General features: G+C 68.9%; 24 protein-coding genes. 13 read left to right on the forward strand and 11 right to left on the reverse strand.

The genetic code is table 11. The annotated features are described in order from the left end of the window. The first annotated feature begins 35 nt into the window (after positions 1-35). The 4 genes from POL67_RS41090 to POL67_RS41105 are packed head-to-tail and all read left to right on the forward strand — an operon-like array spanning position 36 to position 1,158. Entirely contained in the window at positions 36-257 is a 222-nt protein-coding gene (locus POL67_RS41090) for a hypothetical protein (protein ID WP_271926464.1), read from the forward strand. A gap of 11 nt (positions 258-268) precedes the next feature. Continuing rightward, complete coding sequence (locus POL67_RS41095) at positions 269-559, forward strand: hypothetical protein (RefSeq protein ID WP_271926466.1); 291 nt, start codon at positions 269-271, stop codon at positions 557-559. 15 nt (positions 560-574) lie between these two features. Then, positions 575-844, forward strand: coding sequence for a hypothetical protein (locus tag POL67_RS41100; protein ID WP_136932474.1), 270 nt, complete (start codon positions 575-577; stop codon positions 842-844). Between the two features lie 17 nt (positions 845-861). After that, positions 862-1,158 (forward strand): hypothetical protein, encoded by a 297-nt coding sequence (locus POL67_RS41105; RefSeq protein ID WP_136967750.1) that lies wholly within the window; start codon positions 862-864, stop codon positions 1,156-1,158. Between the two features lies 1 nt (position 1,159). Here POL67_RS41105 and POL67_RS41110 read toward each other — a convergent pair whose 3' ends face one another. Further along, positions 1,160-1,849 carry a YkgJ family cysteine cluster protein gene (locus tag POL67_RS41110; RefSeq protein ID WP_271926467.1) on the reverse strand — a complete coding sequence of 230 codons (690 nt, stop codon included), beginning with the start codon at positions 1,847-1,849 and terminating at the stop codon, positions 1,160-1,162. Positions 1,850-1,917: 68 nt separating this feature from the next. Here POL67_RS41110 and POL67_RS41115 point away from each other — a divergent pair, with 68 nt between their 5' ends. Next, a complete protein-coding gene (locus POL67_RS41115; protein ID WP_271926469.1) occupies positions 1,918-2,661 on the forward strand; it encodes a glutamine amidotransferase in 744 nt (247 codons plus the stop codon). Between the two features lie 114 nt (positions 2,662-2,775). Here the strand turns inward: POL67_RS41115 and POL67_RS41120 are convergent, their stop codons facing one another. After that, positions 2,776-3,417, reverse strand: a complete 642-nt coding sequence (locus POL67_RS41120; protein WP_271926470.1) for a TetR/AcrR family transcriptional regulator — start codon at positions 3,415-3,417, stop codon at positions 2,776-2,778. A gap of 152 nt (positions 3,418-3,569) precedes the next feature. On the opposite strand from POL67_RS41120, the gene POL67_RS41125 reads away from it, so the two are divergent. The 3 genes from POL67_RS41125 to POL67_RS41135 are packed head-to-tail and all read left to right on the forward strand — an operon-like array spanning position 3,570 to position 9,998. Continuing rightward, a complete protein-coding gene (locus tag POL67_RS41125) occupies positions 3,570-7,166 on the forward strand; it encodes a BadF/BadG/BcrA/BcrD ATPase family protein (protein WP_271926472.1) in 3,597 nt (1,198 codons plus the stop codon). Positions 7,167-7,191: 25 nt separating this feature from the next. Next, positions 7,192-9,114, forward strand: coding sequence for a 2-hydroxyglutaryl-CoA dehydratase (locus tag POL67_RS41130; RefSeq protein WP_271926473.1), 1,923 nt, complete (start codon positions 7,192-7,194; stop codon positions 9,112-9,114). A 59-nt stretch (positions 9,115-9,173) separates the two neighbouring features. Further along, positions 9,174-9,998: a phosphate/phosphite/phosphonate ABC transporter substrate-binding protein gene (locus POL67_RS41135; protein ID WP_271926475.1), complete on the forward strand. Its 825-nt coding sequence runs from the start codon at positions 9,174-9,176 to the stop codon at positions 9,996-9,998. On the opposite strand, the gene POL67_RS41140 is transcribed toward POL67_RS41135, so the two are convergent. Genes POL67_RS41140 through POL67_RS41150 form a run of 3 tightly spaced genes read right to left on the reverse strand, consistent with a single transcriptional unit; the run spans position 9,995 to position 11,395 of the window. Next, positions 9,995-10,543 (reverse strand): thioredoxin domain-containing protein, encoded by a 549-nt coding sequence (locus tag POL67_RS41140; protein ID WP_271926477.1) that lies wholly within the window; start codon positions 10,541-10,543, stop codon positions 9,995-9,997. The genes POL67_RS41135 and POL67_RS41140 overlap by 4 nt on opposite strands. After that, positions 10,530-11,174 carry a hypothetical protein gene (locus POL67_RS41145; protein WP_271926478.1) on the reverse strand — a complete coding sequence of 215 codons (645 nt, stop codon included), beginning with the start codon at positions 11,172-11,174 and terminating at the stop codon, positions 10,530-10,532. The genes POL67_RS41140 and POL67_RS41145 overlap by 14 nt, the downstream gene beginning before the upstream one ends. After that, positions 11,171-11,395: a DUF4911 domain-containing protein gene (locus POL67_RS41150; protein ID WP_271926481.1), complete on the reverse strand. Its 225-nt coding sequence runs from the start codon at positions 11,393-11,395 to the stop codon at positions 11,171-11,173. The genes POL67_RS41145 and POL67_RS41150 overlap by 4 nt, the downstream gene beginning before the upstream one ends. 290 nt (positions 11,396-11,685) lie before the next feature. On the opposite strand from POL67_RS41150, the gene POL67_RS41155 reads away from it, so the two are divergent. Next, positions 11,686-13,230 carry a hypothetical protein gene (locus tag POL67_RS41155; protein WP_271926484.1) on the forward strand — a complete coding sequence of 515 codons (1,545 nt, stop codon included), beginning with the start codon at positions 11,686-11,688 and terminating at the stop codon, positions 13,228-13,230. A 9-nt stretch (positions 13,231-13,239) separates the two neighbouring features. Here POL67_RS41155 and POL67_RS41160 read toward each other — a convergent pair whose 3' ends face one another. The 3 genes from POL67_RS41160 to POL67_RS41170 form a co-directional block, all read right to left on the reverse strand. Then, complete coding sequence (locus tag POL67_RS41160) at positions 13,240-14,475, reverse strand: aspartate kinase (RefSeq protein WP_271926486.1); 1,236 nt, start codon at positions 14,473-14,475, stop codon at positions 13,240-13,242. 88 nt (positions 14,476-14,563) lie between these two features. Next, on the reverse strand, positions 14,564-16,906 hold the full coding sequence (locus POL67_RS41165) for a tetratricopeptide repeat protein (RefSeq protein WP_271926487.1): 2,343 nt from the start codon (positions 16,904-16,906) through the stop codon (positions 14,564-14,566). 132 nt (positions 16,907-17,038) lie between these two features. Further along, entirely contained in the window at positions 17,039-17,635 is a 597-nt protein-coding gene (locus tag POL67_RS41170) for an MlaC/ttg2D family ABC transporter substrate-binding protein (RefSeq protein ID WP_271926488.1), read from the reverse strand. A 198-nt stretch (positions 17,636-17,833) separates the two neighbouring features. Between POL67_RS41170 and POL67_RS41175 the strand changes: the two genes are divergently transcribed. Next, positions 17,834-18,085: a hypothetical protein gene (locus POL67_RS41175; protein WP_271926491.1), complete on the forward strand. Its 252-nt coding sequence runs from the start codon at positions 17,834-17,836 to the stop codon at positions 18,083-18,085. Between the two features lie 4 nt (positions 18,086-18,089). Here the strand turns inward: POL67_RS41175 and POL67_RS41180 are convergent, their stop codons facing one another. Further along, the gene (locus tag POL67_RS41180) at positions 18,090-19,397 is read right to left on the reverse strand and encodes a sensor histidine kinase (RefSeq protein ID WP_271926493.1); all 1,308 of its coding nucleotides are present in this window, start codon (positions 19,395-19,397) and stop codon (positions 18,090-18,092) included. After that, entirely contained in the window at positions 19,397-20,617 is a 1,221-nt protein-coding gene (locus POL67_RS41185) for a type II secretion system F family protein (RefSeq protein ID WP_271926494.1), read from the reverse strand. The genes POL67_RS41180 and POL67_RS41185 overlap by 1 nt, the downstream gene beginning before the upstream one ends. Before the next feature lie 128 nt (positions 20,618-20,745). On the opposite strand from POL67_RS41185, the gene POL67_RS41190 reads away from it, so the two are divergent. From POL67_RS41190 to POL67_RS41200, 3 genes are read left to right on the forward strand one after another with little or no spacing between them, the layout of a single operon-like run. After that, positions 20,746-21,888, forward strand: a complete 1,143-nt coding sequence (locus POL67_RS41190; protein ID WP_271926495.1) for a serine hydrolase domain-containing protein — start codon at positions 20,746-20,748, stop codon at positions 21,886-21,888. Positions 21,889-21,897: 9 nt separating this feature from the next. After that, positions 21,898-23,664: an ABC1 kinase family protein gene (locus POL67_RS41195; protein ID WP_271926496.1), complete on the forward strand. Its 1,767-nt coding sequence runs from the start codon at positions 21,898-21,900 to the stop codon at positions 23,662-23,664. 56 nt (positions 23,665-23,720) lie between these two features. Continuing rightward, complete coding sequence (locus POL67_RS41200) at positions 23,721-24,245, forward strand: hypothetical protein (protein WP_271926497.1); 525 nt, start codon at positions 23,721-23,723, stop codon at positions 24,243-24,245. Between the two features lie 3 nt (positions 24,246-24,248). Here the strand turns inward: POL67_RS41200 and POL67_RS41205 are convergent, their stop codons facing one another. Beyond that, the gene (locus POL67_RS41205) at positions 24,249-25,058 is read right to left on the reverse strand and encodes a M48 family metallopeptidase (protein WP_271926500.1); all 810 of its coding nucleotides are present in this window, start codon (positions 25,056-25,058) and stop codon (positions 24,249-24,251) included. Between the last annotated feature and the right edge of the window lie 2 nt (positions 25,059-25,060).

Genomic DNA, 25,060 nt, shown 5'->3' on the forward strand with positions numbered 1-25,060 from the left:
AAGGCTCCGCGCGAGATCACAGGAGCTTGGTGCAGATGAGCAAATGGCTACTCAGCGCGAGCGCCTTCGTGCTGCTGTCGGGCGCCTTCGGATGTACGCCGCCGAAGGTCGTCACGCAGATCACGAGCGCTCGTGACCAGATGAAATTCCTGGTCGTCCAGGGCAACTCGCAGCAGGTCGTCAAGTGCCAGGTGGCCGCGGACGGCGCGCTTTCCGGATGCAAACCGATGCAGCTCGTCCTTCAGGACGAGGATTGAGAGGAGTCACCATGTCCCGCATCCCGATGGCGCTCGCCTCTCTTGCCCTCGCGGCTCTCTCGACGGGTTGTGTCACGCGCACGATCACCCGCTTCGAGGACAACCAGAAGAGCCCCGTGACCGCGCTCGAGGTCAGCAAGTTCGAGAATTACCTGTTCTTCGCGAAGAAGACGCACCAGTTCTACCTGTGTCAGGACACGGGGGACAAACTGATCTGCAAGCTGTCGTGTGACGGCCAGAACGACGTCGTCTGCCCGCAGGCGGGCGGCACGTATTCTGGCGCGACGACGAACGTCCGCTGAGAAAGGAGACGCACGATGAAATCGATTCGTATCGCGCTCGTCGCGCTGCTCGCGCTCGCCGGCGTCGCGTGTGGACCGCCCCCGAAGATCCTGACCTCGCAGACGTTCCTGGGCCCCGAGAAGGTGTACCAGGAGCGCATCCAAAACACGGGCCAGGTCGATCCCTCGACGAAGAAGCAGCTCTTCAACTTCTCCGTCACTGTGTGTGACGTCACCGACACCGGCTCCGCGAATTGCAAGGAGACCAAGGTGCTCGACAACGTCCTTCCCGAGAGCATTTACTGACAGGAGGAGCGACTGCCATGAAGAAACTTCTTTGGGCCTGCGCGGCGCTCTGCCTGCTGACTGGCGTCGGGTGTTCGAACCAGGTCCGTTACCGCACGGCCGGTCACTGGATGTCGACGGCGGACGGCAAGCCCGTCCTTTACCAGACGTTCCTCGAGGGTACGTGCTCCAGCGGCTTCGCCGGCTTCGGCAAGGGCTGCTCGGACACGAACTCGAAGCTCAAGCGCTGCACGCTGAACCCCGACAACACGCTCACCTGCGTGGACGACACCACCGCGAACGCGATGCTCAACAAGGACCTCCCCGAGCGTTGATTCAGGGCCCTCGCAAAGGAGGGCCCCGATCGAATGCCTCGAGGATTTCGTCCCACGCCGCTCCGTCCCGGAGCCCGAGCGTCTCCCGCCTCGCCGAAAGACACGCCTCGCTGCCGGCCACGAAGGCCCGGCAGTCCTCGGGGCGAATCTCGTAAATCGTGCACCGTTTGTCCGGGCCGAGCAATTGGCACCGGCCCTCCGGGGCGAGACGAAGCGTGACCCGCCCGTCCCGCGACCGCTTCACGTACGCCCGGCCCGCGAGGTCCCTGCGGCCCGCGGCGCGAAACCGCGCGAGGTCGTGCTCGTCGAGCCGCACGTCCGGTTCGTGGCAGCAGGCCGCGCAGGTCGTGCAATCGAGGGGCATCACGCGCGTCGGCCCCTCGTACAGCGCATCACGCGCGCACCAGTCGAGGACGGCGGGCCGGAAGCGGGGCCGGATCCGTACGAGGGCGAGCCCGGCCAGAGGGCCCGCCTTCACGCGCTGGAATCGCCGCTGCTCCAGGGTGAGCAGGGCGCAGAGGCCGAGCTCGGTGAGCTTTCCCTGCTCGGTCAGGCCGAGGAGGATCTGCACGCAATCCCGGTCGTCCACGATCGCCGCGTGCCCGCCCGCACGCACGTGAGCCGCGGCGCGCGCGAGAAAACGCGGTCGGAACCTGCGCCAGACGGGGCGCTCCACGGGCGGCGCGGACATGTCGCCCCTATAACGTGCGCGGCTCCAGGAGGGGGACCTTTTCCGGCAACATGATTATGATCGGAGGGATGGCTGCCGAGCGCTCGGATCGATCCCACCGGAAAATCTTCATCATGAAGACGGGCGAGCCCGTCCCCAAGGTGCGCGAGCGCCGCGGCGAGTTCGCGGATCTCATCACCTCCGTGATCGGCGAGGCCTGGAGCGGCGGCTACGAGACGTTCGACGCGCGCGAGGGCGGGCCGCCGGACATGCGCGACGCCGCCGCCCTCGTGATCACCGGCTCGGCCGCGAACGTGCCCAACCGCGAGCCGTGGATGCTCGCCACCGAGGGATTCTTGCGGGAGGTCGTGGGCCTCGGCGTGCCCACGTTCGGGATTTGCTTTGGGCACCAAATTCTCGCCCAGGCGCTCGGGGGCGAGGTGCAGCGCAACCCGCGCGGCCGGGAGATCGGCTCGCGGGCGATCTACAGGCTCGCGGACGACCCGATCTTCGACGGCCTGCCCCAGGTCTTCACGGCGAACGTGACGCACGTGGACACGGTCGTGCGGCTGCCGCGCGGAGCGACGGCGCTCGCGAAGAACGACCTCGAAGACCACCACGCGATCCGCTTCACCGAGACCTGCTATGGCGTGCAGTTCCACCCCGAGCTCGATGCCGACGTGATGCGCGGCTACATCGAGCACCGCTGGGAGGTCCTCGCCAGCGAGGGATTTTCCGTGGAGACGCTGCACGCCGAGATCGAGGAGGGCGACTTCGGGCGGCGCACCCTCGTGAACTTCATCCACCACGTCCTGCCGCGCGGCGCGCGCTGACATTCCTCGCGATGCTCGCGCGACGTTACGTCAGCAGCGTAAAAAACTGACTCACGGGTCAGGTCCGGACGAACCCCTCTCAGGGAATTGAATGACCGGCCGGTCTGCGGCGCGTTATGCGCTCTTTTTGCGGGTCTTGCGGGGCTTCGGGGGGACCGAGACGGGCGGCTCGAGGGCGCGATCGATGCGCAGATAGCCGCGCTGCAGGAGGCGGAAGATCTGCTCGACGAGCTGCTCGCGGGGCCATGCCTGGCCGCGATCGGTGCTCTCGGTGAAAATTTCCTTGAGCGCGCCGACGGTGAACGTCGCGTACATCGAGGTGTCGCCTTCGGCCACGATTCCGAGGCGCTGGCCCTCGTCGAGGCTCACGCGGAGGAGCGTCTTCACGCCGTCGTAGAAGGAGCGGATCTTCGCGGCGAAGGCCGGATCGAGGCCCGGCGCGAAGGAGAGCAGGAGCTGCGTGAGCGCGGGGTCGTCGAGCAGGACGGCCACGATGCCGCGGATGTTGTGCTTGATCTGCGCCTCGATGTCGCCCTGCGTGTCGACGGTGAGGATCGCGGCGCCGAGGCGCGAGAAGAGCCCGTCGACGAGCTCCACGAAGACCGAACGCTTGTCGGGGAAGTAGAGATAAAACGTGCCCTTGGCGACGCTCGCCCGGGCCACGATGTCGTCGACCTTCGCCGCGTGATAGCCCTTCGTCGCGAAGACGTCGCGAGCCGCGCGGAGGAGCTCGAGACGGCGCTCGGCCTTGTCCATGAGGGGCCTTGTACCACCTCGCCCCCGTGATACGCACCACGGATACGCGCCCGGCGAGCGGCCTCTGCCTTGCCCCGATCCGGTCACCATGATACCCCATTCTGACTGACTGGACAGTCAGTCGGGGGCAAACGGGACGGGAGAGAGACCGCATGGAGAGTCGTGATCCGGTGGTGGTCGGGATCGACGTGGGCTCGACGACGGTGAAGGCCGTCGTGCTCGATCCGGGCACGCTCGAGATTCTCTGGAGCGATTACCAGCGCCACCAGACGAAGCAGCCCGAGAAGGTGCTGGAGATGCTCCAGCAGATCGAGGAGGCGTTCCCGCATTCGCCCCGCCCAGCGTGGCGCGTGTTCATGACGGGCTCGGGCGCGGCGCCGCTTTGCCCCTCGCTCGGCGCGAAGTTCGTCCAGGAAGTCAACGCGGTGACGCTCGCCGTGGAGAAGCTCCACCCGGACGTGGGGAGCGTGATCGAGCTCGGCGGGCAGGACGCGAAGATCATCATCTTCAAGAAGGACGAGAAGACCGGCGACAAGACCGCGGCGCCGTCGATGAACGACAAGTGCGCCTCGGGCACAGGCGCGACGATCGACAAGTGCATGATCAAGGTGGGTTTGCCCTCCGAGGTCGTGCGCGAGATCCACTTCGACGACTCGAAGCTGCACCACGTCGCGGCGAAATGCGGCGTGTTCGCCGAGACGGACATCGTGAACCTCGTGAAGAGCGGGATCCCGTCGACGGAGATCCTGTGCTCGCTCGCGGACGCGATCGTCCTGCAGAACCTGTCCGTACTGACGCGCGGGTCAACCTTGAAACACCGGGTGATCCTGCTCGGCGGGCCGAACACGTACCTGCCGTTTTTGCAGGAGTGCTGGCGCAAGCGCATCCCCGAGACGTGGGACGAGCGCGGCTACGCGTGGCCGAAGGACCGGCCGATCGAGGAGACGATCTTCGTCCCGGAGAACGCGCAGTACTACGCGGCCTACGGCGCGTGCGTGTACGGGCTGCGTGAGGCGGCCGAGGTGGGCCTGTACGTGGGGACGGACGGGCTCGTCGACTACATGAAGAACGGGCGCAAGGCGCGGCTCGGCGAGAGCGCGGGGCCTCCGCTCGTCCGGACGAGCGACGAGATCGACGACTTCCGCAAGCTCTACGCGATCCCGCGGTTCAAGCCGATGCAGCTCGAAGCCGGGAAGGTCGTGCGCGGCGTGATCGGCGTGGACGGCGGGTCGACGTCGTCGAAGGCGGTGCTCGTCGACGAGGACGGCGAGATCGTCTGCAAGGCCTACCAGCTCTCGAAGGGCAACCCCATCCAGGACACGAAGGAGCTGCTCGCGCAGCTCCGCGACTACGTGCAGGGGCAAGGCGCGACGCTCGACGTGCTCGGCTTCGGGGCCACGGGCTACGCGGCGGACGTGCTGCAAGAGACGATGCGCGCGGACGTGAACATCGTCGAGACCGTGGCGCACATGATGAGCGCGGTGCGGTATTTCGGCGACGTCGACGTGATCTGCGACATCGGCGGGCAGGACATCAAGGTCCTGTTCATGAAGAACGGCGACATCGCGAACTTCCGCCTCTCGAACTCGTGCTCGGCCGGCAACGGGATGTTGCTGCAGGCGATGGCCGATCAGTTTGGCCTCAAAGTGACGGAGTACGCGGACACGGCGTTCCAGGCCGAGCTCGCGCCGAAGTTCAGCTACGGCTGCGCGGTCTTCCTCGACACGGATCGGGTGAACTTCCAGAAGGAAGGGTTCTCGAAGGAAGAGCTCTTGGCCGGGTTGGCCCAGGTCCTTCCGAAGAACGTCTGGCAGTACGTCGTGCAGATCCCGCGGCTCGCGTCGCTCGGGCGGAGGTTCGTGCTGCAGGGCGGCACGCAGTACAACCTCGCCGCGGTCAAGGCGCAGGTCGACTACATCAAGGAGCGCGTGCCGGACGCGGAGGTGTTCGTCCACCCGCACACGGGCGAGGCAGGTGCGATCGGCGCGGCGTTCGAGACGCTGCGCGTGATCAAGCGGCGCGGGACGAGCACGTTCATCGGGCTCGAAGCCGCGATCGAGCTCAAGTACCACACGAAAAACGACGAGGAGACCGTCTGCCACTTCTGCCCGAACGAGTGCAAGCGGACGTTCATCGACGCAGAGCGGCCCGACGGGTCGACGGCGCGGTACATCTCGGGCTTCTCCTGCGAGAAGGGCACGGTCGAGAGCGAGGACGCGATGCTCGCGCTCGTGGCCGACCGGAAGAAGATCGCGAAGCAGTTCCCGAACTGCGTCGACTACGAGTCGAAGCTCGCGTTCCGGAGCTTCCACAAGGGCAACGCGATGCCCGCGGACGGGACGCCGATCAAGGACTTCGTCGTGAAGAAGGGCCTCTTCAGCGTGCGTCGCGTGGAGACGACGCGGCCCTTCCGGCGAAGCGGGACCGTGGTGCAGGAGCGGCTGCGTAGGACGCGCATCGGCATTCCGCGCGTCTTGAACCTCTACTCGACGGGTCCGTATTTCCGGGCCTACTTCGAGGCGCTCGGGATCCCGAAGCAGAACGTGATCTTCAGCGACGAGACGACCGAGGAGATGTGGGTCGAGGGCGGGAAGTACGGCTCGGTCGATCCGTGCTTCCCGTCGAAGGTGACGCAGGCGCACATCCACAACCTGCTGTTCCACCACCACTCCGCGGACAAACCGCTGAAGTACATCTTCTTCCCGATCCTCACGCACGTGCCGAGCTTCGGGAAGAACGTGATGGACAACGCGAGCTGCCCGATCGTCGCGGGCGTGCCCGACGTGATGAAGGCGGCGTTCACGAAGGAGGTCGACTTCTTCGCGACGCGCGGGATCGAGTACCTGGATCCGCCGCTCACGTTCGCCGAGCCGCTACTCACGGCGCGGCGCATGTACGAGTGCTGGGGGCCGCGGCTCGGGATCACGGAGGACGAGAGTGATCACGCGCATCGCGAGGCGATGGCGGCGCTCGCGGGGTTCGAGCGGGAGCTGCAGGAGAAGGGGCGCGCGATCCTGGAGACGGTCGAGGCGGAGAACCGCGTGGCGATCCTGATGATCGGCCGGCCGTACCACTCGGATCCGGGGCTGAACCACGGGATCCCGGAGGAGTTCCAGGTGCTCGGCTACCCGATCCTCAGCGTGCGCTCGATCCCACGCGACGACGACTACCTGCGCCGTTACTTCAAAGAGGAGTACGCGCGCGGGCAACACCCGCTCGACATCAACGACGTGTGGCCGGAGAACTACTCGGCGAACAGCGCCCAGAAGGTGTGGGCCGTGAAGTTCGCCGCGCGGCACCCGAACGTCGTTCTGCTCGATCTATCGAGCTTCAAGTGCGGTCACGACGCGCCGACGTACGGCATCGTGGACGGGATCGTGTCGTCGAGCGCGACGCCCTACGCGGCGCTGCACGACATCGACGCGAACAAGCCCGGCGGCTCGATCAAGATCCGCGTGAAGACGTACGCGCACAGCCTGAAGCTCTACCAGGAGTCGCTGGAAGACCTCTCGAAGAAGAAGGCGGAGCTCTCGCACAACATCGACAAGAAGCGGCTGGAGCTCTTGCAGCTCAAACAAACGCAGCTCGCGGAGCGACGGGCGTCGGATCCGGAGCTGGAGAAGCAGATCATGGATCTCTCGGCGAAGGTGCGGGCGTACGAGGCGCCCCCGCCGGCCCCGCCCGAGCCGCCGAAGGGCCTCGTTCAGCTCAAGAAGAAGCGCGCCGACGGCAGCGTCGTGTCGGTTTGACGTCGAAGGAGTCACGGAGGAATCGATGGAAACTGCAGTCCAGAAGACGCGGCTGCCGATCATGGGCAGCGCCAAGCAGTCGAAGGTCGACGAGGCTCTCGAAGCCGAGCTTCGCGCATTCGAAGAGGCGGAGCGCGAGCGTCTCGGCATCAAGGCCGAGCGCAAGCAGTGGGTCGACACGATGCTCAACCCGCAGGTGAAGCGGAATGAGCGCGAGAACGTGACGCTCCTGATCTCGGGCCTCACGGCGGCGCAGGACTTCCTCGTGGAAGGCGCGCTCGGCGGCCTCGGTTACAAGATCAAGAACATCGGCTGTCCGGATCAGGAAGGCCTGCAGGTCGGCAAGGAGTTCGGCAACCGCGGGCAGTGCAACCCGACGTACTTCACCGTGGGCAACCTGGTGAACTACCTGATCAAGCTCCGCGACGAGCAGGGTTTGACCAGCGAGGAGGTCATCAAGAACTACGTGTTCCTGACGGCCGGCGCGTGTGGTCCCTGCCGCTTCGGGATGTACGTGACGGAGTACCGAAAGGCGCTGCGCGACGCGGGCTTCGACGGCTTCCGGGTGATGCTGTTCCAGCAGACCGGGGGCCTCTCGCAGGCGACAGGCGACGACGTGGGCATCGACATGAACCCCGCGTTCTTCGTGGGGATCGTGAAGGGCATCGTGTGCGGCGACGTGCTGAACGCGCTCGGCTACCGCATCCGGCCCTACGAGGTGGTTCCCGGCGCGACGAACAAGGCGCTCGAGGAGGCCAAGCGCACCATCTACAAGGCGCTGCACGACCAGACGAACGTGTTCGTCGCGCTCTACAAGTGCCGCAAGCTCTTCGAGGCGATCGAGGTCGACAGGCTGCGGGTGCGCGCGAAGACGTCGATCATCGGCGAGTTCTGGGCGATGACGACGGAGGGCGACGGCAACTACCAGCTCCAGAAGTTCCTCGAGAGCGAAGGCGCCGAGAACGACATTCAGCTCACGACGGCGTGGCTGCTCTACAACGTGTGGGAGGTCCGGCACGACACGCAGGATCGCGAGGTGCTGCGCGGCGTGGACGAGGGGACGAACAGCCTGAAGGACCACCAGGGCGAGTTCGACGTGGCGAAGCGGATCGCGACGATGCGCCTCGCGGAGGGCGTGCTGAAGCTCGGCTTCCAGGCGTTCGCGCAGCCGATCGGCCTGCACGACTATCACCTGCCGGACATGGACCTCGTCGCGAAGATGGCCGAGGACTACTACTCGAACGACCTGCGCGGCGGCGAAGGGCACATGGAGGTCGGCAAGCTGATCGTGAACACGGTGCGCGCAAAGGCGCACATCACGGTGAGCGTGAAGCCGTTCGGATGCATGCCCTCGTCCGGCGTCTCCGACGGCGTGCAGTCGCTGATCACCGGCAAGTACCCGGGCACGATCTTCTGCGCGGTCGAGACGAGCGGCGACGGCGCGACGAACTTCTACTCGCGCATCCAGATGTACATGTTCAAGGCGCGGATCGCGGCCGAGCAGGAGCTCGAGCGCGTGCTCGCCGAGCAGGGCTTGACGCTCGATGAGGTGCGCGCGTTCCTCGACGCGAACCCGAAGTACAAGAGCGCGCTCTACTATCCGCCCCACCGCGTCGCAGGGACGGCGGCAAACCTGGTCTACGCGGTGGCGCCGCTGATCAAGAAGTCGGCCGCGGAGCGCGCGATCGACAAGGCGAAGCACACCGCCGAGGCGCTGCGCGACGCGGCCGTGAGCGCGCCCGGGGTGATCGCCGAGGCCTACCGGAAGGCGATGGATCCCGAGACGATCGCGAAGGTCCGCGAGGACGCGCTCGTCCTCCGGGACATCGTGCGCGGCAAGGCGATGGACCGGTTCCGTCCGCTCTTGCAGCAGCTCATGGGCAAGGCCGTGTTCGAGAACGACCCCGAGATCCGAACGACGACCTACGAGCCGATCGCCGCGGAGTGATCGGCCCCCTCGCGCCTCCTGTCTTGACCACCGCGTGACCCCCTGCGACCGTGGGGGGCATGGCTCCGGAAGAAGAGAAGACGGCCCTGACCGTGGGCGTCGTGCTCACGTCGGATCCAGAGGGGTCACGCGCGTCTCTCGCGGCGTTCTGCAAAGCGCTTTCGGACGCGACGGGCTTCGAGGTGAACGGCCTCGGAGGCTGGAACTACAACACGCTGCTCGAAGCCCTGGAGACGGGCGAGGTCGATCTCGCCTGGCTGCCGCCACTCGTGGCGATGCGCGCGACGAGCCGCGCGCGCGTGATGCCGATCGTGCTGCCCGTGCGGAACGGGGCGTCGTCGTACAGGACGGCGCTGTACGCGCCGCAGGACTCGCCGATCCGCGACATCAGCGATCTCCAGGGGCTCCGCGCGGCGTGGGTCGATCGGCAGAGCGCCGCCGGGTACATCGTGCTCCGGGCGCACCTGCGCGCGATCGGCGTGGACCTCGATCGCGCCTTCCGTGAGAACCTGTTCTTCGGCTCGCACGGCGAGGTCGCGCGCGCGGTGCTCCAGGGCTCCGCGGACGTGGGCGCGACGTTCGTGCACGTGGAGCCGGATCCGAGCCATCCACGCGGCGAGCGCGTGGTGCGGGCCGGATGGGAAGCCGCGGAGGTGCACGTGATCACGTGCGCAGGGCCGATCCCGGCGGACGTGATGGCCGCGAGCGTGCGCGTGCCGGTCGCGACGATGCGCAAGGTGCAACGTGCGCTCGTGGGCAGCGGAAACAACGAGCTCGGTCGGGCCGCGCGAACGCTCTTCGGCGCGGAGGGGTTCGTCGTGGCGCTGAGCGAGCACCTGGATCCGCTGGCGAAGCTCATCGCGAAGCAGGAGTCCGAGGGCTAAGGCGCGTTCGTCTGCGGCGCCTTTCCTTGTTCGAGGGCGCGCAGGGCCGCGTCGAGGGCATCGGCCGACGCGAGGCCGAAGTTGCGGAAGACCTCACGGCCCTGGGGATCGAGGATGACGAGGCTCGGGACGTGGTGAAGGCCCTGGAAAGGCCCCGCGCCCGCGATCGTGGCCTCGTCGGCCATGGCGACCGGATACGGCGGATCGACGACCTTCGCGAAGGACTCGACGAGCAGCTTGTGGTGCGGCGGTTCGAGGACGACGAGGCCGGCGTTGATGCGCGGGACGTGCCGCCGCACGAGGGTCGAGAGGAAGCGCGCTTGGGCGTGGGACGAGTCGTCGTAGGTCGCGACGAACGCGATCACGGTGTAACGGCCCGCGACGGTGGCGGTGGACAAGGCGCCGCCGTCGAGCGTCTCGTAGGAGAAGACGATGCGCGGGCCGCGCGCGAGCGACTGCATGGGCGCATCGGGCGGAGGCGTGGAGGAGCACGCGACCGGCGCCGCGAGGAGGGCGAGGAGCAGCGCGCGCCTAGCGCGGATCATCAATCGCCTCGAAGTCGGCGTCGAAGAGGTCGGCGAACTCGCGCAGCGACGCGGGCAGCTCGCGGCCGCGACGGCGATGGGCGAGGATCGCATGCGCGAGCTCCTCGACGACGGGGGTGAGCGGCGTGGTTTCGAGCAGGATGCCGTCGACGACGGCGCCACTGCGAGGCGCGTCGCCCTCGCTGAGGAGGCAGTCGTGCCGAGCCCAGAAAAAGCCTTCGTCGGGCAGGTAGCGGCACCAGAGGACACGGACGAAGCGGAGGTAGACGGGCTGGACGAGCGCGACGACACGCGCACCGCCGCGCGCCATGCCGGAGAGCGCGCGGATGGGCCTGCCGCGCCACGCGGAGGTGTCGCCGAGGACGATGGCCGCCTCCATGCGCGCGCGGCGGTCGGGATCGGCCTCGACGGCGAGGAGCGGGGCGTAGAGGGCGACGAGGGGAACGGACAGATCGGGCGCGTCCTCGGCAAGCGCGTCGAGCCAAGCGTCGCGGGCTTCGGGCGCGAGGCCGGCGTAGACGTCGGCCGCGGCGAGGGCCGCGTCGGCGTCGTTGGCGAGGGCGCCGAGCCACTCGCGCCAAGCCGCGAGGATACGAGGCTCGGGGTTTCCAGGCTCCTGCGGCTCGTTCATCGATCCCTCCCCGCTTCGACCTCGGGATGGACGCGCGCGTCGATCTCCCGCACGAGATCGTCGAGCAGCTCGACGAGATCCTTTTCGCGATCGGGCGGCGCGGCCACGACGAGCTCGCCGCCTCGCTCGGCGAAGATGGTGCCGAGGCCCTCGCTCGCTTCGAGGATGCCCTTCAAAAAAACGACATCCGCGGGGCGGACGTCGACACGACGCACGAGCATGCCCGCCGAGACCACGGGGATCGGGAGTGCGCGTCGCCGCCTTTCTGGACCGCCGTGGCCAGGGCTTCGCGCTGCGGAAGGCGCTTGGTCGGCGTGCGGCGTGCAGGCGCCATCGGAGGGATGCGCCGTGTCGGGCGAGGGCATGGGACGGAACAGGTAAGCACCGCCCGAGGCCGGGATCCAGCACGGGCACCACCCGCCGCGCGTGATGCGCCGGGGCGGCCTCTCCAGCAGAGGAAGCGTCGCTCCCGCCGTGCTCGTCGAGGCAAAGGCGCTAGATTCGTGCCGCCATGTCGTACGGGAAAGACGATCGGGTTGCCGAAGTCGCTTGCGATCCGCGGAGCCGGGACGGGAAGCCCGGGTGGGAGGACGAACCCGGGCGCGTGCGCGCGTTCGGCGCCCCCGCTCGCGTTCCCCGGAAAACCGAGGAAGAAGAGGACGACGACATGGATCTGCCGCCGCTCGACACGGACCCCGACGGCGGGGACGACGAGGCCGCAGGCGGCGACTTCGACGACGCGCTGCCGGATCTGCGCGACGACGGCGGAGATCCGCTCGACGACGCGAACGCCCAGGATCTCGACGTGGGGCTCGACGTCGAGGACGAGGCGGACGAGGGCGCAGGCGACGACGCCGAGGAGGGCGTGGACGTGGGCGCGCTCGACGAGGACCTGGTGACGCTCGACAGCGAGGAGAGCGCGCTCGGCGACGATCGGGACGAAGGCGCATACGGCGACGACGACGCGGCAGATCTGGAGCTCGACGCGACCCAGGACGACGGCGGCGCGGAAGGAACGGGCGAGAGCGCGGAGAACGACATCGACGAGTCGGCGCTGCCCGAACTCGACGAGAGCGCGAACGACGAGGCCGACGACGACGCGCTCGCCGATGAGCTGCTCGAAGAAGCGGCGCGTGAAAAAATGCCGCCGTGGGCGCCGAGCCGGTTCGTGGTGCTCGAAGGCGCCGGCGCGCCCGTGCCGTGCACCGCGGTGACGGTATGCGGGGGGCGCGTGCTCGCCGCCGGGGACGTGGTGCTCGTGGTGGACGAGGGCGCGCACGCGGCGCGGCAGACGGGGCTCGATACGCCGAGCACGGCGGTCGTCGCGACGGACGAGGTGACGGTGGTGGCGTCGGCGCGCGGCGGGCTGCTCGTGAGCCGCGATGGCTGCGCGTCGGCGACGCCGGTCGCGGGGTTCCGGTCGGGGAAGGGTCCCGTGGAGCTCGCGGCGACGCCGGGGCGGATCTGGGCCCTGCACGAAGGCTCGCTCTGGTCGATGACGGGCCGCGAAGGGACGCCGGTGCTCGCGCGGGAAGGCGGAGTGCGGGCGATCAAGGCCGCGGGCGGTACGCTCGTGGTGCTGGCGACGCGGCCCGACGGCGCGGCCATCGAGCGGCTGCGCGGCGACGACGAGGCCTGGCAAAGGGCGTCGCTCGAAGGCGCGGCGGCCGATCTCGCGGCACGGGATCCGAGGCCCGGCCTGGCCGTCGCAGCGGCAGGGAGGCGCGTGGCGATCGTGTCGCCGCGCGGGCTCCTTCTGTCGAACGACGGCGGGCATTCGTTCGAGTCGATCGATCTGCACGACGTGATCGGCGCATGCTTCGCGGGCGACGAGGAGGATGCGCCGCTCTACGCGCTGATGGCGCCGAGGGGTGGCGCGATGTCGTACGTGGTTCGCGTGGGCGAAGACGGCGACGTGTCGCGTGTCGCGGAGCTACGCGGGCAGGACGGCACGGACCTCGGCGAGGCGTCGATCGCGTGGGACGGCTCGCGCGAGTTCGTGTGGATCGCGAGCCGCCTCGGCCTCGTCGCGCTCGGCCCGGCACGGCCGCACTGACTGCGGGAATCAGCTCTCGACGAAGGCGTGGTGCAGCGCGCGCTGCGCCTCGGCGAGGGCGCTCGCGGGGACGACCGCGCTGAGCCGCAGCGGCGTCGCGGTGAGGGCGCTCGGGGTTGCGGAGACGCCGCGGAGCGCGGCGAGGAAACGCACGAGGGGCTCGGTCGTCGCAGCCAGGCCATCCCCAACGACGCTGACGATGGTCACGTCCTCGACGAGCGCGAGCAACGGCAAGGCGCCCGTGAGCCGTTGCTTGGCCCCACGCCAATCCGGCACGTTGAGCAGCGACACCACGAAGCTCACGCCGCGCTCGTTCACCGCGAGGTCTCTCAAGGGCACCTTCGCTTCGCCGGCGACACGGAGGAGATCGTCGAGGCTCGCCACGTCGGGCAGGCTCCCGAGCGCGACGTTGCCTTCGCCGACGACGGCGCGGGCGCGGAGGTCCTCGCGCGGGCCGAACTTGCGCACCACGGTTTGCCGCGCGCCCTCGTCCTCCGCGTCGAACGTCGAGCGCGCATAGATCGCGATGTTCGCGCGGCGCGCCCACTCGACGGCCTGCGCGCAGACGACCTTCGCGCCGCTCTCGGCCATCTCCTGCAGCATGGCGTGATCCAGCTCGGGCAGGTGCTTCGCGTCGGGTACGACGCGCGGATCGGCCGAGTAGACGCCGTCGACGTCGCTGTAGATCTCGCACCGCTCGGCTTCGAGCGCGGCGGCGAGCGCGACGGCGGTGGTGTCGGAGCCGCCGCGGCCGAGGGTCGTGATCTCGCGCCGGTAGCTCATGCCTTGGTAGCCAGCGATGATCACGATCTGCCCGCGCGCGAGCTCGTCTTCGATGCGGTGCGGCCGGACCTCGATGATGCGGGCGTCGAAGTGGCGGTCGTTCGTGAGGATGCCGGACTGCGAGCCGGTGAAGGAGATCGCGGCCTCGCCACGCGCTTGGATCGCGATCGAGAGCAGCGCCATGGAGACGCGCTCACCTGTGGAGAGGAGCATGTCGAGCTCGCGGCGCGGCGGATCGGCAGCGCCTCCGGCCTGGCTCGCGACCTGCCGCGCGAGCGAGAGCAGGCCGTCGGTCGTCTTGCCCATCGCGCTCACGACGACAACGACATCGTTTCCCGCGCGCTTCGCGGCGACGACCCGATCGGCCACGCGCCCGAGCTTCTCGACGTCGGCCACCGACGAGCCGCCGTACTTCTGGACGATGATCGGACGCCGCCTTCCGTTGGGCTCACTGCCTTGCACGAGGTACCTCGGAGAGAAGAGGGCGCGCGAGCGCGCCTTCGTCGACCGCTAGCACGAGTGCAACGGAAGGGGCAAACACGCGGCGAGGCTAGTCTTCCTCGCTCGCCGCCATCATTTCGTAGAGCTCCGCCTCCGAAGGCCGGCCCTCGGCCCGCGCCGTCACCGCGAGCCGCTCGAGCACTGCGCGCTTTCGCGGCCAGAGCTCGCGCCGGACCTCGTCGCCGCCCTCCTCGATACGCGCCGAGAGGAGCGCGAAGAGCTCGAGATCACGGCCGAGCCGCGCGAGCGCATCGGCGAGACGAAGCGCGACCTCGTGATCGTGCGGGTTCGCGCGAAGCTTGTCGGTGAGCCGCTCGACGAGGATCTCGTCGCCCTCGTCGTCTTCCTCTTCCTCGTTCGTGGGCGCCTCGTCCATCGGACGAGCGGCCTCCACAGAGGACGCAGGAGGCGTGAAGGAAGGCGCGCGCTCGGAAGGTGTGATCTCTTCGACGGGGACAGGCGGAGGCGCGGCCTGGGGCGGAGGCGCAACGCGGCCGAGCTCGGTCGAGATGCGACGGAAGGCGGCGCCGATCTGGCGATCTCGCGGGCGCAGCCGGATCGCGACGCCGAGGTGGCGCTGCGCGGCTCGCAGATCCCCACGGGCGTTCTCTTCGATGTCCGCGGCCTCGACGAGCATCGCGGCCACGGAGGCGGCACGATCGGGATCGTCCGGAGAAACCGCCTCCGCCGCTTCGCGCAGTCGAGCGAGCGCGAGCGAAGCGCCCGCGAGGTCCCCGAGCTCGGCGCGCCAACGACCTTCGAGCGCGCGCGCCTCGGCGGTCTGCACGAGCCCAGGCGGGATCGCACGAACACGCGCGATCGCGGCCGGGCGATCGGACGCGTGCTCGACGAGCGCCCGCGCGAGCTCGATCTCGACCGAAGGCAAGGTGCGTCCCGCGCGCGCAGCGAGCGAGGCCGCACGCGCGAGCAGATCCAGGGCGCGCCGTCCTTCGCCCGCGGCGCGGAGCGAGAGCGCGAGCCCGAGCGCAGCCTCGGGGCTGTCAGGCGCGTACCGGAGCGCCCGCTCGAACAGCACGCGCGCCTCGGCCACGTATCCGCGCGACAGGAATGCGTCGGCGGCACGGCTCCAGATGCGATGGCGTGCCTCGGGCCCGCGGGCCGCGGCTTCGAGGTGCTCGGCGTCTGTTCGCGCGCCCTGCGCGTCTCCCACGTCGAGCCGGGCCTCGATCCGCGCCCAGCGCGCGTCCTCCAGCATGGGCGAGCGCACGACGGCTTGATCCAGCGCATCGAGCCGCGTCGCGAGCTCCGACGAGACCCGCGCGACCTCGAGCCACACGAGCGCCGCGAGCGGCCCGAACGCCTCGGCGTGCGCGGCGCGCGCGTACGCCGCGACCGCTCCACCTTCGTCACCGATCGCCGCGAGCAACGCGCCGCCGAGCAGGCCCGCGTCGATCGCCGGGATCGCGTCGACCAGCGTCGAGAGCGCGGCCTCGGCCCGCTCTCCCTCGGCGACGTCGATCCACGCGATCCGCGAGGAGATCTCGGGGTGCCGCGGCGCGCGCTCCAGCGCGAGAAGATACCGCCGGCGCGCCTCTTCGAGGTCCCCCGAGGCCGCGATCGCATCCGCATCCGCCGTGAGCTCGGCTTGCTCGATCGCGCGGATCGCCGCTGCCGCGAGCGCTGGCGGCGACGCGGTGGCATCGGCGCGCAGGGACAAACTCCCCTCCTCTACGGCCGGCGCTTCCCACCGCACGCCGTGCACCGAAGGCGCGCGCGCGCCGGCCGCCGGCATCACGTGCCGGACGAGCGAGACCACGGCGTCGGGCAGGATCACCGCGCTGCCTGCGAGGCGCCCGAAGGGCCGACAAACCGCGGCCAGCACGCGAAGTGCAAGCACGTGAGGCGGTGCGCCGAGGCCCACGCCGCGCGCGCGCTCCGGCACGAGACGCACGTCTCGCTCGTTCGGCGCGATCACCACATCGAATGCAAGCGCCGCGGGCCCGAGCCGCATCCCGACGCGCAGCCCCACCTCCGCCGCGACGATCCCGATCTCCGGCGTCCCTTCCCCGAGCACGCCGCGCGCGCGCGGCGCCACGAAGGCCGCGAGCTCCTCGGTCCTCGTCGACACGGCGAGCCGCCCGAGCACGCCACGACGATGCCGGAACCGCGTGACGCCGCCCGTGAGATCCACCGGAAAACGCACGCTCGGTAGCGCAATCGCAAGCTCGTCGACGACGAGCGGACCTACGGCGAACGGCGCGTCGAGCTCGATCGAGAGCGTCCCGCGCTGCACCGAGAGCAGCAGGATCGGCCGATCCGTCGGGCGAGGCTTCGCCTCCGCGCTGCTGCTCCCCGTCGTCGTGGGGACGCGGAGCGGCTCAGCACGTCCGAAGGGGCGCACCCGCCCTCCCGGCCCGACACCAAAAGCCACGCGCCCTAGCCTACCAAAGAGGCGCGTCACACCGCGAATTTCCCGAGCGAAGAGCGGCGACGACCTTCGAAACGCAAACGGCCCCCGGGCTCGTTCGCCCGAGGGCCGCTGTTCATGGGGGCGGAAGGCGCTTCAGACGTCGCCCTTCGCGAGCTTGTCCTTCATCTTCTTGATGAGCGCCGGGAAGCCGTCTTTCTTGACGATCTTGGTGAACTGGGAGCGGTAGCTCGACACCAGGCTCACGTCGTCCGTGATGATGTCCTTCACCCGCCACGCGCCGTTTTTCTCGGCCATCACGTAGGCGATCTCGACCGGCTCGCTCCGCGCGTCCTTCTTCGACACGGCGCGCGTCTTCACCACGATCGCGTCGCCCTTCTTCTCCTCGGCCGTGTACTCGATGTTGAAATCGAGCGTCTTCTTGAGGTTTCGCTCGTACGACTTGCGGACGAGCTGCTTCAAGAGATCGCTGAACTGGGCCTTTTCAGCGTCGGTCCGGGCCGCCCACTCCGATCCGAGCGAGGCCTCCGCGAGCGCCTGGTAATCGAGCAGCTCGTCGAACATCGCGCTGACCTTCGCGTCGTTCGAGGGCTTCTTGAGGAGATCGAACAAGGCCGACTGCTTGGCCTTCACCACGTCCGTCGCCGCTCCGGCATGCGCGAGGCCCGCGGCGCCCACGAGCGACACGGCGAACGACAAGACCAACGCGCTGACAAAGTTCGTTCGTTTCACGTTCCAGCTCCTCCTGCCTCCGCCGCCATTCGCCGCCTGGGCGTCGCGGAACCAAAGGCAGACGTCCATGTCCCCCGTTTATTCACCTTCCGTGCCACGCGCCGGATCTAGCCGATTCCAACGCCCAATGTCAGGTCCTGTGAACGGGCGGCCACGACACGCGTGGCGCCTTTGTCGCTCGCAAGGCACCATCGGGCCATGAAACGCCGTCCGATCCTCCTCGCAGCGGGGCTCGCCGGCGCGATCGGCTTCTTCAGCCTCGGCTGGCTCGCGTCGCGCGGGTGTTCGCCCTCGGACGCGCCGCCCGCGCCCCGCGCTCAGGGAGCCTCCGAAACGCCCGACGCCGGCCCGCACGAGCCGATCCTGCTCCTCGACGCGTCCTCGATCGTGCTGCTCCCGGACGCCTCGCTCCGGATCGATCCGCCGGTCGCGCCCTTCGAGGAGCCCTGATCCCTCAGCTCGGCGTGAGCGCGAGCTCCTTCGAATGCGGGATTCGCACGCGGAACGTCGTGCCCTTCCCGGGCTCGCTCTCGACCTCGATCACGAACCCGTGATCGTCGAGGATCCGCTTCACCACTGCGAGGCCGATGCCCATGCCCTGCGATCGCGTCGTGAAAAACGCGTCGAAGAGCCGCTCGCGCGCCTCCGGCGGGATCCCCACGCCCCGATCCTCCACCGCGAGCACCACCGCGCCGCCCGCGTCCGCCTCGACGCGCACGATCACCTCCGCGCCCGCGGAGCTCGCCTGGATCGCGTTGCGCAGGAGGTTCCACACGACCTGCCGCATCTGCGCCGTGTCGGCCTCGATCTCGAGCGAATCCGGCCCCACGTAGCGCAAGGGGACGTCGCGGCCGCGGCCCGATTTCCCGGCCAGCACCACCACGTCGCGCGCGGTCCCGGCAAAATCCATCGGCGCCTTCGAGGGCGCGCGTGGGCGCGAGACGTCGAGCATGTCGGTCACGAGCTCGTTCAGGCGCGTCGTCTCCCGCTCGATGATCGCGCAGAGCGCGTCATCCTCGGCGCCGAGGGATCCACCCGTCCGCAAGAGCTCGATGGAGGCCACGATCGATCCGAGCGGGTTTCGGATCTCATGCGCGAGCCCCGCCGCGAGCCGGCCGAGCGCCGCGAGCCGCTCCGCTTGCTCGGCGCGCGCCGTCGCCACGACGAGCCGGCCGCCCGTGACGCGGAGCCGTTCGGCCAGATAACTGCCGAGCAGCGCCACCACGCTCATCGCCAGCAGGTTCAGCACGAGCGGGAACGCGGCCTCCGACCAACGCGTCGCATACGCTTCGAGCGGCTGATCCGGCGGCGGAAGCAGGTAGCCCTGCACGAGCAGCGTGCAGAGCAACGCGTACGACGAGGCCCCTGCGATCAGGCCGATGAGCGCGCCGCGCAGGCCGAGCAGGATCGCGCCGCAGAGGCACGTGAAACCGTAAAGCGAGGTCGCGCCGCTCGCTGCGCCACCGGAGACGTAGACGATCATCGACCACGCGATCTGATCGATGAACATCTGCCCGTACGCGAGCAGCGGCAGGCCCTTGCCGATGCGGAGCACCGCGGCGTAGACGCCCGTGAGCGCGAACGCGACCGCGAACGTGAGCATCGCGATCCGGCTCGAATCCGCGCGCGTCCCGATGCCGCCGAGGTAGATCGTCGTCATGACGATCAGCACGATCGTGAGGACGATCAGGCGCAGCCCCGTGAGCCACGCGAAGCGGACCGCGAACGAGCTCTCGGCGCCGTCGCGGAGGCCGAGCTTCATCACTCGCCCTTGATGTTGCCTGCCAGGCTGAAGATCGGGAGGTACATCGAAATGAGCACCACCCCGACGACCGCGCCGACGACGACCATGAGCAGAGGTTCGAGCAGCGAGGTCAACGCTGAGACCGCGACGTCGACCTCCTCCTCGTAGAAGTCGGCGATCTTGTTCAGCATCGTGTCGAGCGCGCCGGTCTGCTCGCCGACGGCCACCATCTGCACGACCATGCCGGGGAAAACTTTGATCTCCTCCAGCGGCTCGGCCATGTTCTTGCCCTCGGAGATCTTGGCCCGCGCGTAGACGAGGCCCTCCTCGACGATCACGTTGCCCGCGGTCTTCGCCACGATGTCGAGCGCGTCGAGGATCGGCACGCCCGAGCCGAGCAAGGTGCCGAGCGTCCGTGTGAACCGCGCGACCGCGATCTTCTGCATCACCGGCCCGAAGATCGGCAGCTTCAGCAGGAGCCTGTGCGCCATGCGTTTGCCCTTCGGGTTGTTGTAAAACCGGATCGCCCCGAACACGAGGCCGATGCTGCCTACGATCGTGAAGGGCAAGGCGCTGACGAACGCCCGCGACGTCGCGATGACCGCCTTCGTCAGGCCCGGCAGCGCGTCCTTCGCGCCGAACTCGGCGAACATGCCTTCGAAGGCCGGGATCACGAAGGTCATCAGCACGATGATGACCACGATCATGATGATGATGACCGCCGTCGGATACGCCATCGCGCCGCGCACCTGGCGCGCGAGCTTGACGCGCTTCTCGATGTAGCCCGCGAGGCGGTTCATGATCGTGTCGAGGATGCCGCCGACCTCGCCAGCCTGGACGAGGTTCACGAAGAGCTCGTCGAAGATCTTCGGGTGCCGCCGCAACGAATCGCTGAACGTCGCGCCCTGCTCGACGCTGTTCTTGATGTCGCGCAGCGCGACCTGGAAGCGCGGGTTCGGCTCCTGGTTCGAGAGGATGTCGAGGCACTGCACGAGCGGGAGGCCCGCGTCGATCATCGTCGCGAACTGGCGCGTGAACTTGACGAGGTCCTGCGAGCTGACGCCCGAGCCGATCGTGACGTTCTTGAGATCGAGGCCCTTGCGCTTCTGCGTGATCTTCGTCGGGTTGAGCTGCAAGCCACGCAGGCGGGTCTGCACGGCGGCCTCGTTCTCCGCATCCATCACGCCCTTGCGGACCTCTCCGGTCCTGGCACGGGCCTCCCATGCAAACTCGGCCATGGTTTCTTGCTCGACTCCCGGCCTACCAGGATAAGGGGCGAGCGCGCTCGGGGTCAAAGACGCGGCACGTTTGATCGAATCGCGAGATCGTTGACACCCCCTCCCCCTCGGGCTCGATCCTCACCGCCGTGAAAAACGCCGCCCCCGCCATCGACCTCACGGCCGCCGCGCGCGTCGTCGTGGACGATCACCACGCCGCGCCGTGCGCCGTGGTCGCCGCCGCCATGCGAACGCGCGCAGGCTGGATCCACGGCGCAGGCGCGGCAGGCGTGCTCTCGTTCGAAGAAGGCGCGCCACGCGCGGACCTCGATACGCCCTTCGATTTGGCCTCTGTCACGAAGCCGGTCACCGCGCTCGTGATGGCGCGGCTCGCTCGCCATGGGTCGCTCGCCCGCTCGGAGCCGCTCGCCGATCTCGTGCCGACGCTCGCGAATACACGCTCCGCGCGCGTCCCGCTTGATCTCCTCGCGGCCCATCGCGCGGGCCTCGACGCGCACGGCTCGCTTTACGCGCCGCTCGTGCGAGGCGAAGCCGTCGACGTCGAGGCCGCGCTCGTCATGGCCGCCGACGCGCGGCGCGACGACTGCACGGGAGATCCGCCGCCGGAAGGATTTCCGCCGGTGTACAGTGACCTCGGATACGTCCTTCTCGGCGCGGCGCTCGCGCGGCGGAGCGGGCTCGATCTCGACGCGCTCGTGACGCGTGAGGTCACGGGGCCGCTGGGTCTCGACATCGGGTCGGCGCGCAACTTCCGCGCAAAACATGCTTCGTTTGATGCGCTTGTCGCGCCGACCGAGATCGTCCCGTTCCGCGACGGCCTCGTGCGAGGCGTCGTCCACGACGAGAACGCCTGGGCGCTCGTGGGTCATGCGTCCGCGGGGCACGCGGGCCTCTTCGGGGACGCGCGCTCGGTCGCGCGGCTCGGCATCGCCGTGCTCGAAGCCCTCGCCGGCGAACGCCGCGATTTCCTCGCCCCGGCCGACCTCGCGCCGCTCGTCCGACCTCGCCCGGGTGGCTCGCTGCTCGCGGGCTTCGATCAGCGCAGCGGCGACGAGCCGAGCTCCGGCGCGCGCCTCGGGCCGCGGACCTTCGGCCACCTCGGCTTCACGGGCACGAGCCTCTGGATCGATCCGGACGCCGGTTTCGTCGGCGTTCTGCTCACGAACCGGGTCCATCCGACGCGCACCGCGCTCGCGATCCGGCAGGCCCGACCGGCCGCCTACGACGCCATGTTCGACGCGATGGTGGAGGCGCAACGAGCCGCGGGATAAGCTCGCCCCGTGTCGCAAGGCGCCCCATCCCTCCAGGAACAGCCGCGCGCGAGTCTCATCGCGCCCGCGGCGAAGGCGCCTTCGAAGCCGGCCAAGCGAGGCGCGGGGCCGCGCGGCATCCGGCCGAAGGGACGGCAGAGCTACCGCTTCATCCGCGCCTACACGACGACGTTCGTCGTCCTCGGCAGCTACCTCTGGTTCTTCTTCCTCGGACGCTGGTTCGGGCAGACGTGGCTCGACGCGCGCATGGCCGACGTGCACGGGCGCAACGCGCGCCGCGTGCTCTCCACGATCGTCGAGCTCCAGGGCCTGTTCATCAAGGTCGGGCAGCTCCTCAGCATCATGGCGAACTTCCTGCCCGCGCAGTTCCGCTCGGGCCTGGAGGCGCTGCAGGATCAGGTCCCGCCGCGGCCCTACCGCGAGATCGCCGAGCGCATCGAGCGCGAGCTCGGCAAGCCCGTCGGCACGCTCTTCGATCGCTTCTGCGAGGAGCCCATCGCGAGCGCATCGCTCGGCCAGGTGCACGAGGCGTGGCTCAAGAACGGCGCGCACGTCGCGGTCAAGGTCCAGCACCGCGACATCGACGAGATCGTGCGGCTCGATCTCACGACGATCCGCCGCATCATGCAGATCGTCAGCATCTTCGTTCCCGTGCAGGGCCTGGACGCCTACTACCACCAGGTCCGCTCGATGATCCTGGAGGAGCTCGATTTCCAGAGCGAGGCGCGGAACATCACGCGCATCGCCGACAACTTCCTCCGTGATCCCACGGTGCGCTTCCCGCGCCCGGTCGACGGCTATTGCACGAGCCGCGTGATGACCACGGACTTCGCGCCTGGCGTGAAGATCGGCGACATCGCCGCGCTCGACGCGCGCGGGGTCGATCGCAAGGCGCTCGCCCGCAAGGTCGTCCAGGTCTTCTGCCAGCAGATCTTCATCGACGGCATCTATCACGCCGATCCGCACCCCGGGAACATGCTGGTCGGCGACGACGGCGCGCTCATCCTGCTCGATTTTGGCGCCGTCGCGGAGCTCTCGCCGCAGATGCGCGAGGGCATCCCCGAGTTCCTGGAGGGCGTGATCCGCCGCGACACCGATCAGCTCATCAAGGCCATGCGCAAGATGGGCTTCCTCTCGCGCACGGACTCACCCGACGTGAGCGAGAAGGTCATCGAGTTCTTCCACCAGCGCTTCCAGGACGAGGTGAAGATCGACACCTTCAACCTCAAGGACATCAAGCTCGATCCGCAGAAGGGCATCGAGAGCCTCGTCGATCTGCGCAAGATGAACATCGGCCTGAAGGAGCTCTCGGGCGCCTTCCACATCCCGCGCGACTGGGTCCTGCTCGAACGAACGATCCTCCTGCTCACGGGGCTCTGCACGCAGCTCGATCCCGAGCTCTCGCCGATGGAGGTCATCCGGCCCTACCTGCAGGACTTCGTGCTCGGCAACCGCGACTGGGCGCAGATCGCGGTCGACGCGGCGAAGGACATGGCCCTCAAGGCCATCACGATCCCCGAGGATCTCCGCAAGTACCTGAACCGCGCGAACCGCGGCGAGTTCGAGCTCCGCGTGAAGGGCCTGCCGAGCGCGGCCCGTCTCGTCTACGCCGGGATCCGCCAGCTCATCTACGCGGCGATCGGCATCGCCTCGGGCTTCGCCGCACTGCAGCTCCACCTCGCCGGCCAGGCGCACCTCGCCCGGTATTGCCTCTACGGCGCCGCGGCCGCGGGCGTGCTCCTCCTCGGGAGCCTCCTGCTCACGCGGACGAAGTAGCGACGTCGCGCTTTCCCCCGTTGACGGTGGCCCGGGACGAACGTCAACGTTCGCCCATGAGCAGCGAAGTGCAAGAGAGGCTCGAGGCCGCCCGGAAGGCAGCGGAGGCCGAGGTCGAGCGTCTGAAGGCGGAACACGACAAACTCGCGGAAAAGATCGCGATCCTCGGCGACGACTCACCAGATCGCCGATCCGAGCTCCGCCGCCGCAGGGCGATGGTCGTCGACGCGCGCGAGGCCCTGAAGGACACGGAGGCCGCGCTCCGGTTGTTCGAAAAAACCGGCAAGGAGCACGCGATCGTCGCGGAGGGGACGCGTGTCTTCGGCTCGATCGCCGTCCGCGTTCCGCCGGGCACTTCGCACGAGGCGCGTGGTCGCGCGATCGACGAAGAGCTCGCGGGATCCCTCGGCGACGTCGCGGCCGAGCTCGGCGTCGTCCTCGCGGCCGCGCCTTCGCGTTACACCCGCGAGCGCCCCGGCCGCGACGCCGAGGGCCGCACGGTGCTCGACGTCTACGGCCGCGTCGAGGGCGACACGCTCGTGCCCGCGATCAGCAGCGCATCGCGCAACCTCCGCACCTGACGGCTATTTTCCGCCCTGCATCCGCTCGCGGATCGCCTTCGCGCGCGCCGCGCTGTCCGGGTGTGTCGAGAGCAGCTCCGGCACGGGCGCGGATTCGAGGCTCTCGAGGAACCGCGCCAGGCCCTCGGGGCTCTTCTTGCTGCGCGCGAGCAGATCCACCCCGAACGCGTCGGCCTCTTCCTCCATCGAGCGGCTGTAGCTCAGCGTATCGAGCTGCGAGGCGCCAGCGATCACCGTGGCCGTGATGTCGTTCAGGTCGCCCACGACGAACGCGATCGTCAGCCCGAACAGCGCGTTCCGCACGAGCGATCGCACGCCGTGTCGCTTCACCGCGTGCCCGATCTCGTGCGCGAGCACGCCGCGCAGCTCCTCGTCATCGTCCTTCGATCGATCAAGCAGCCCCGTCAGCACGAAGACCTCGCCGCCGGGGAGCGCAAACGCGTTCACCTGATCGTCCTTCAGCACCGTGATCCGCGGCGCTACGAGGATGCGTTTTTCATCGTCCGTGAGGTCCGATCGCAGCTCCTCGAAGATCCGATCGACCCGCGCCTTTTGGTCCTCGGTCGGCGCGCCGGAGAGCCCGTGTTGCGCGCGCATCGCTTCGCCGGCGGTCTTTCCGATCGCCGCGTCGGCGTCGGGCGGGATCACCGCGATGATGGCCGTCGACGCGCATCCGGCGCATCCGCGCGCGGCGAAGATCAGCCCCACGATGGCGAGAAGCAGGATCCCGAGCTCAGCGACCAGGCGCTTGGGGCTGTGCCCGAATCCCGTACCGGACGCACCTTGCCCACTTCCCGCTTCCGCTCCCGACATGT

Source organism: Polyangium mundeleinium (assembly GCF_028369105.1).
Lineage (GTDB): Bacteria > Myxococcota_A > Polyangia > Polyangiales > Polyangiaceae > Polyangium > Polyangium mundeleinium.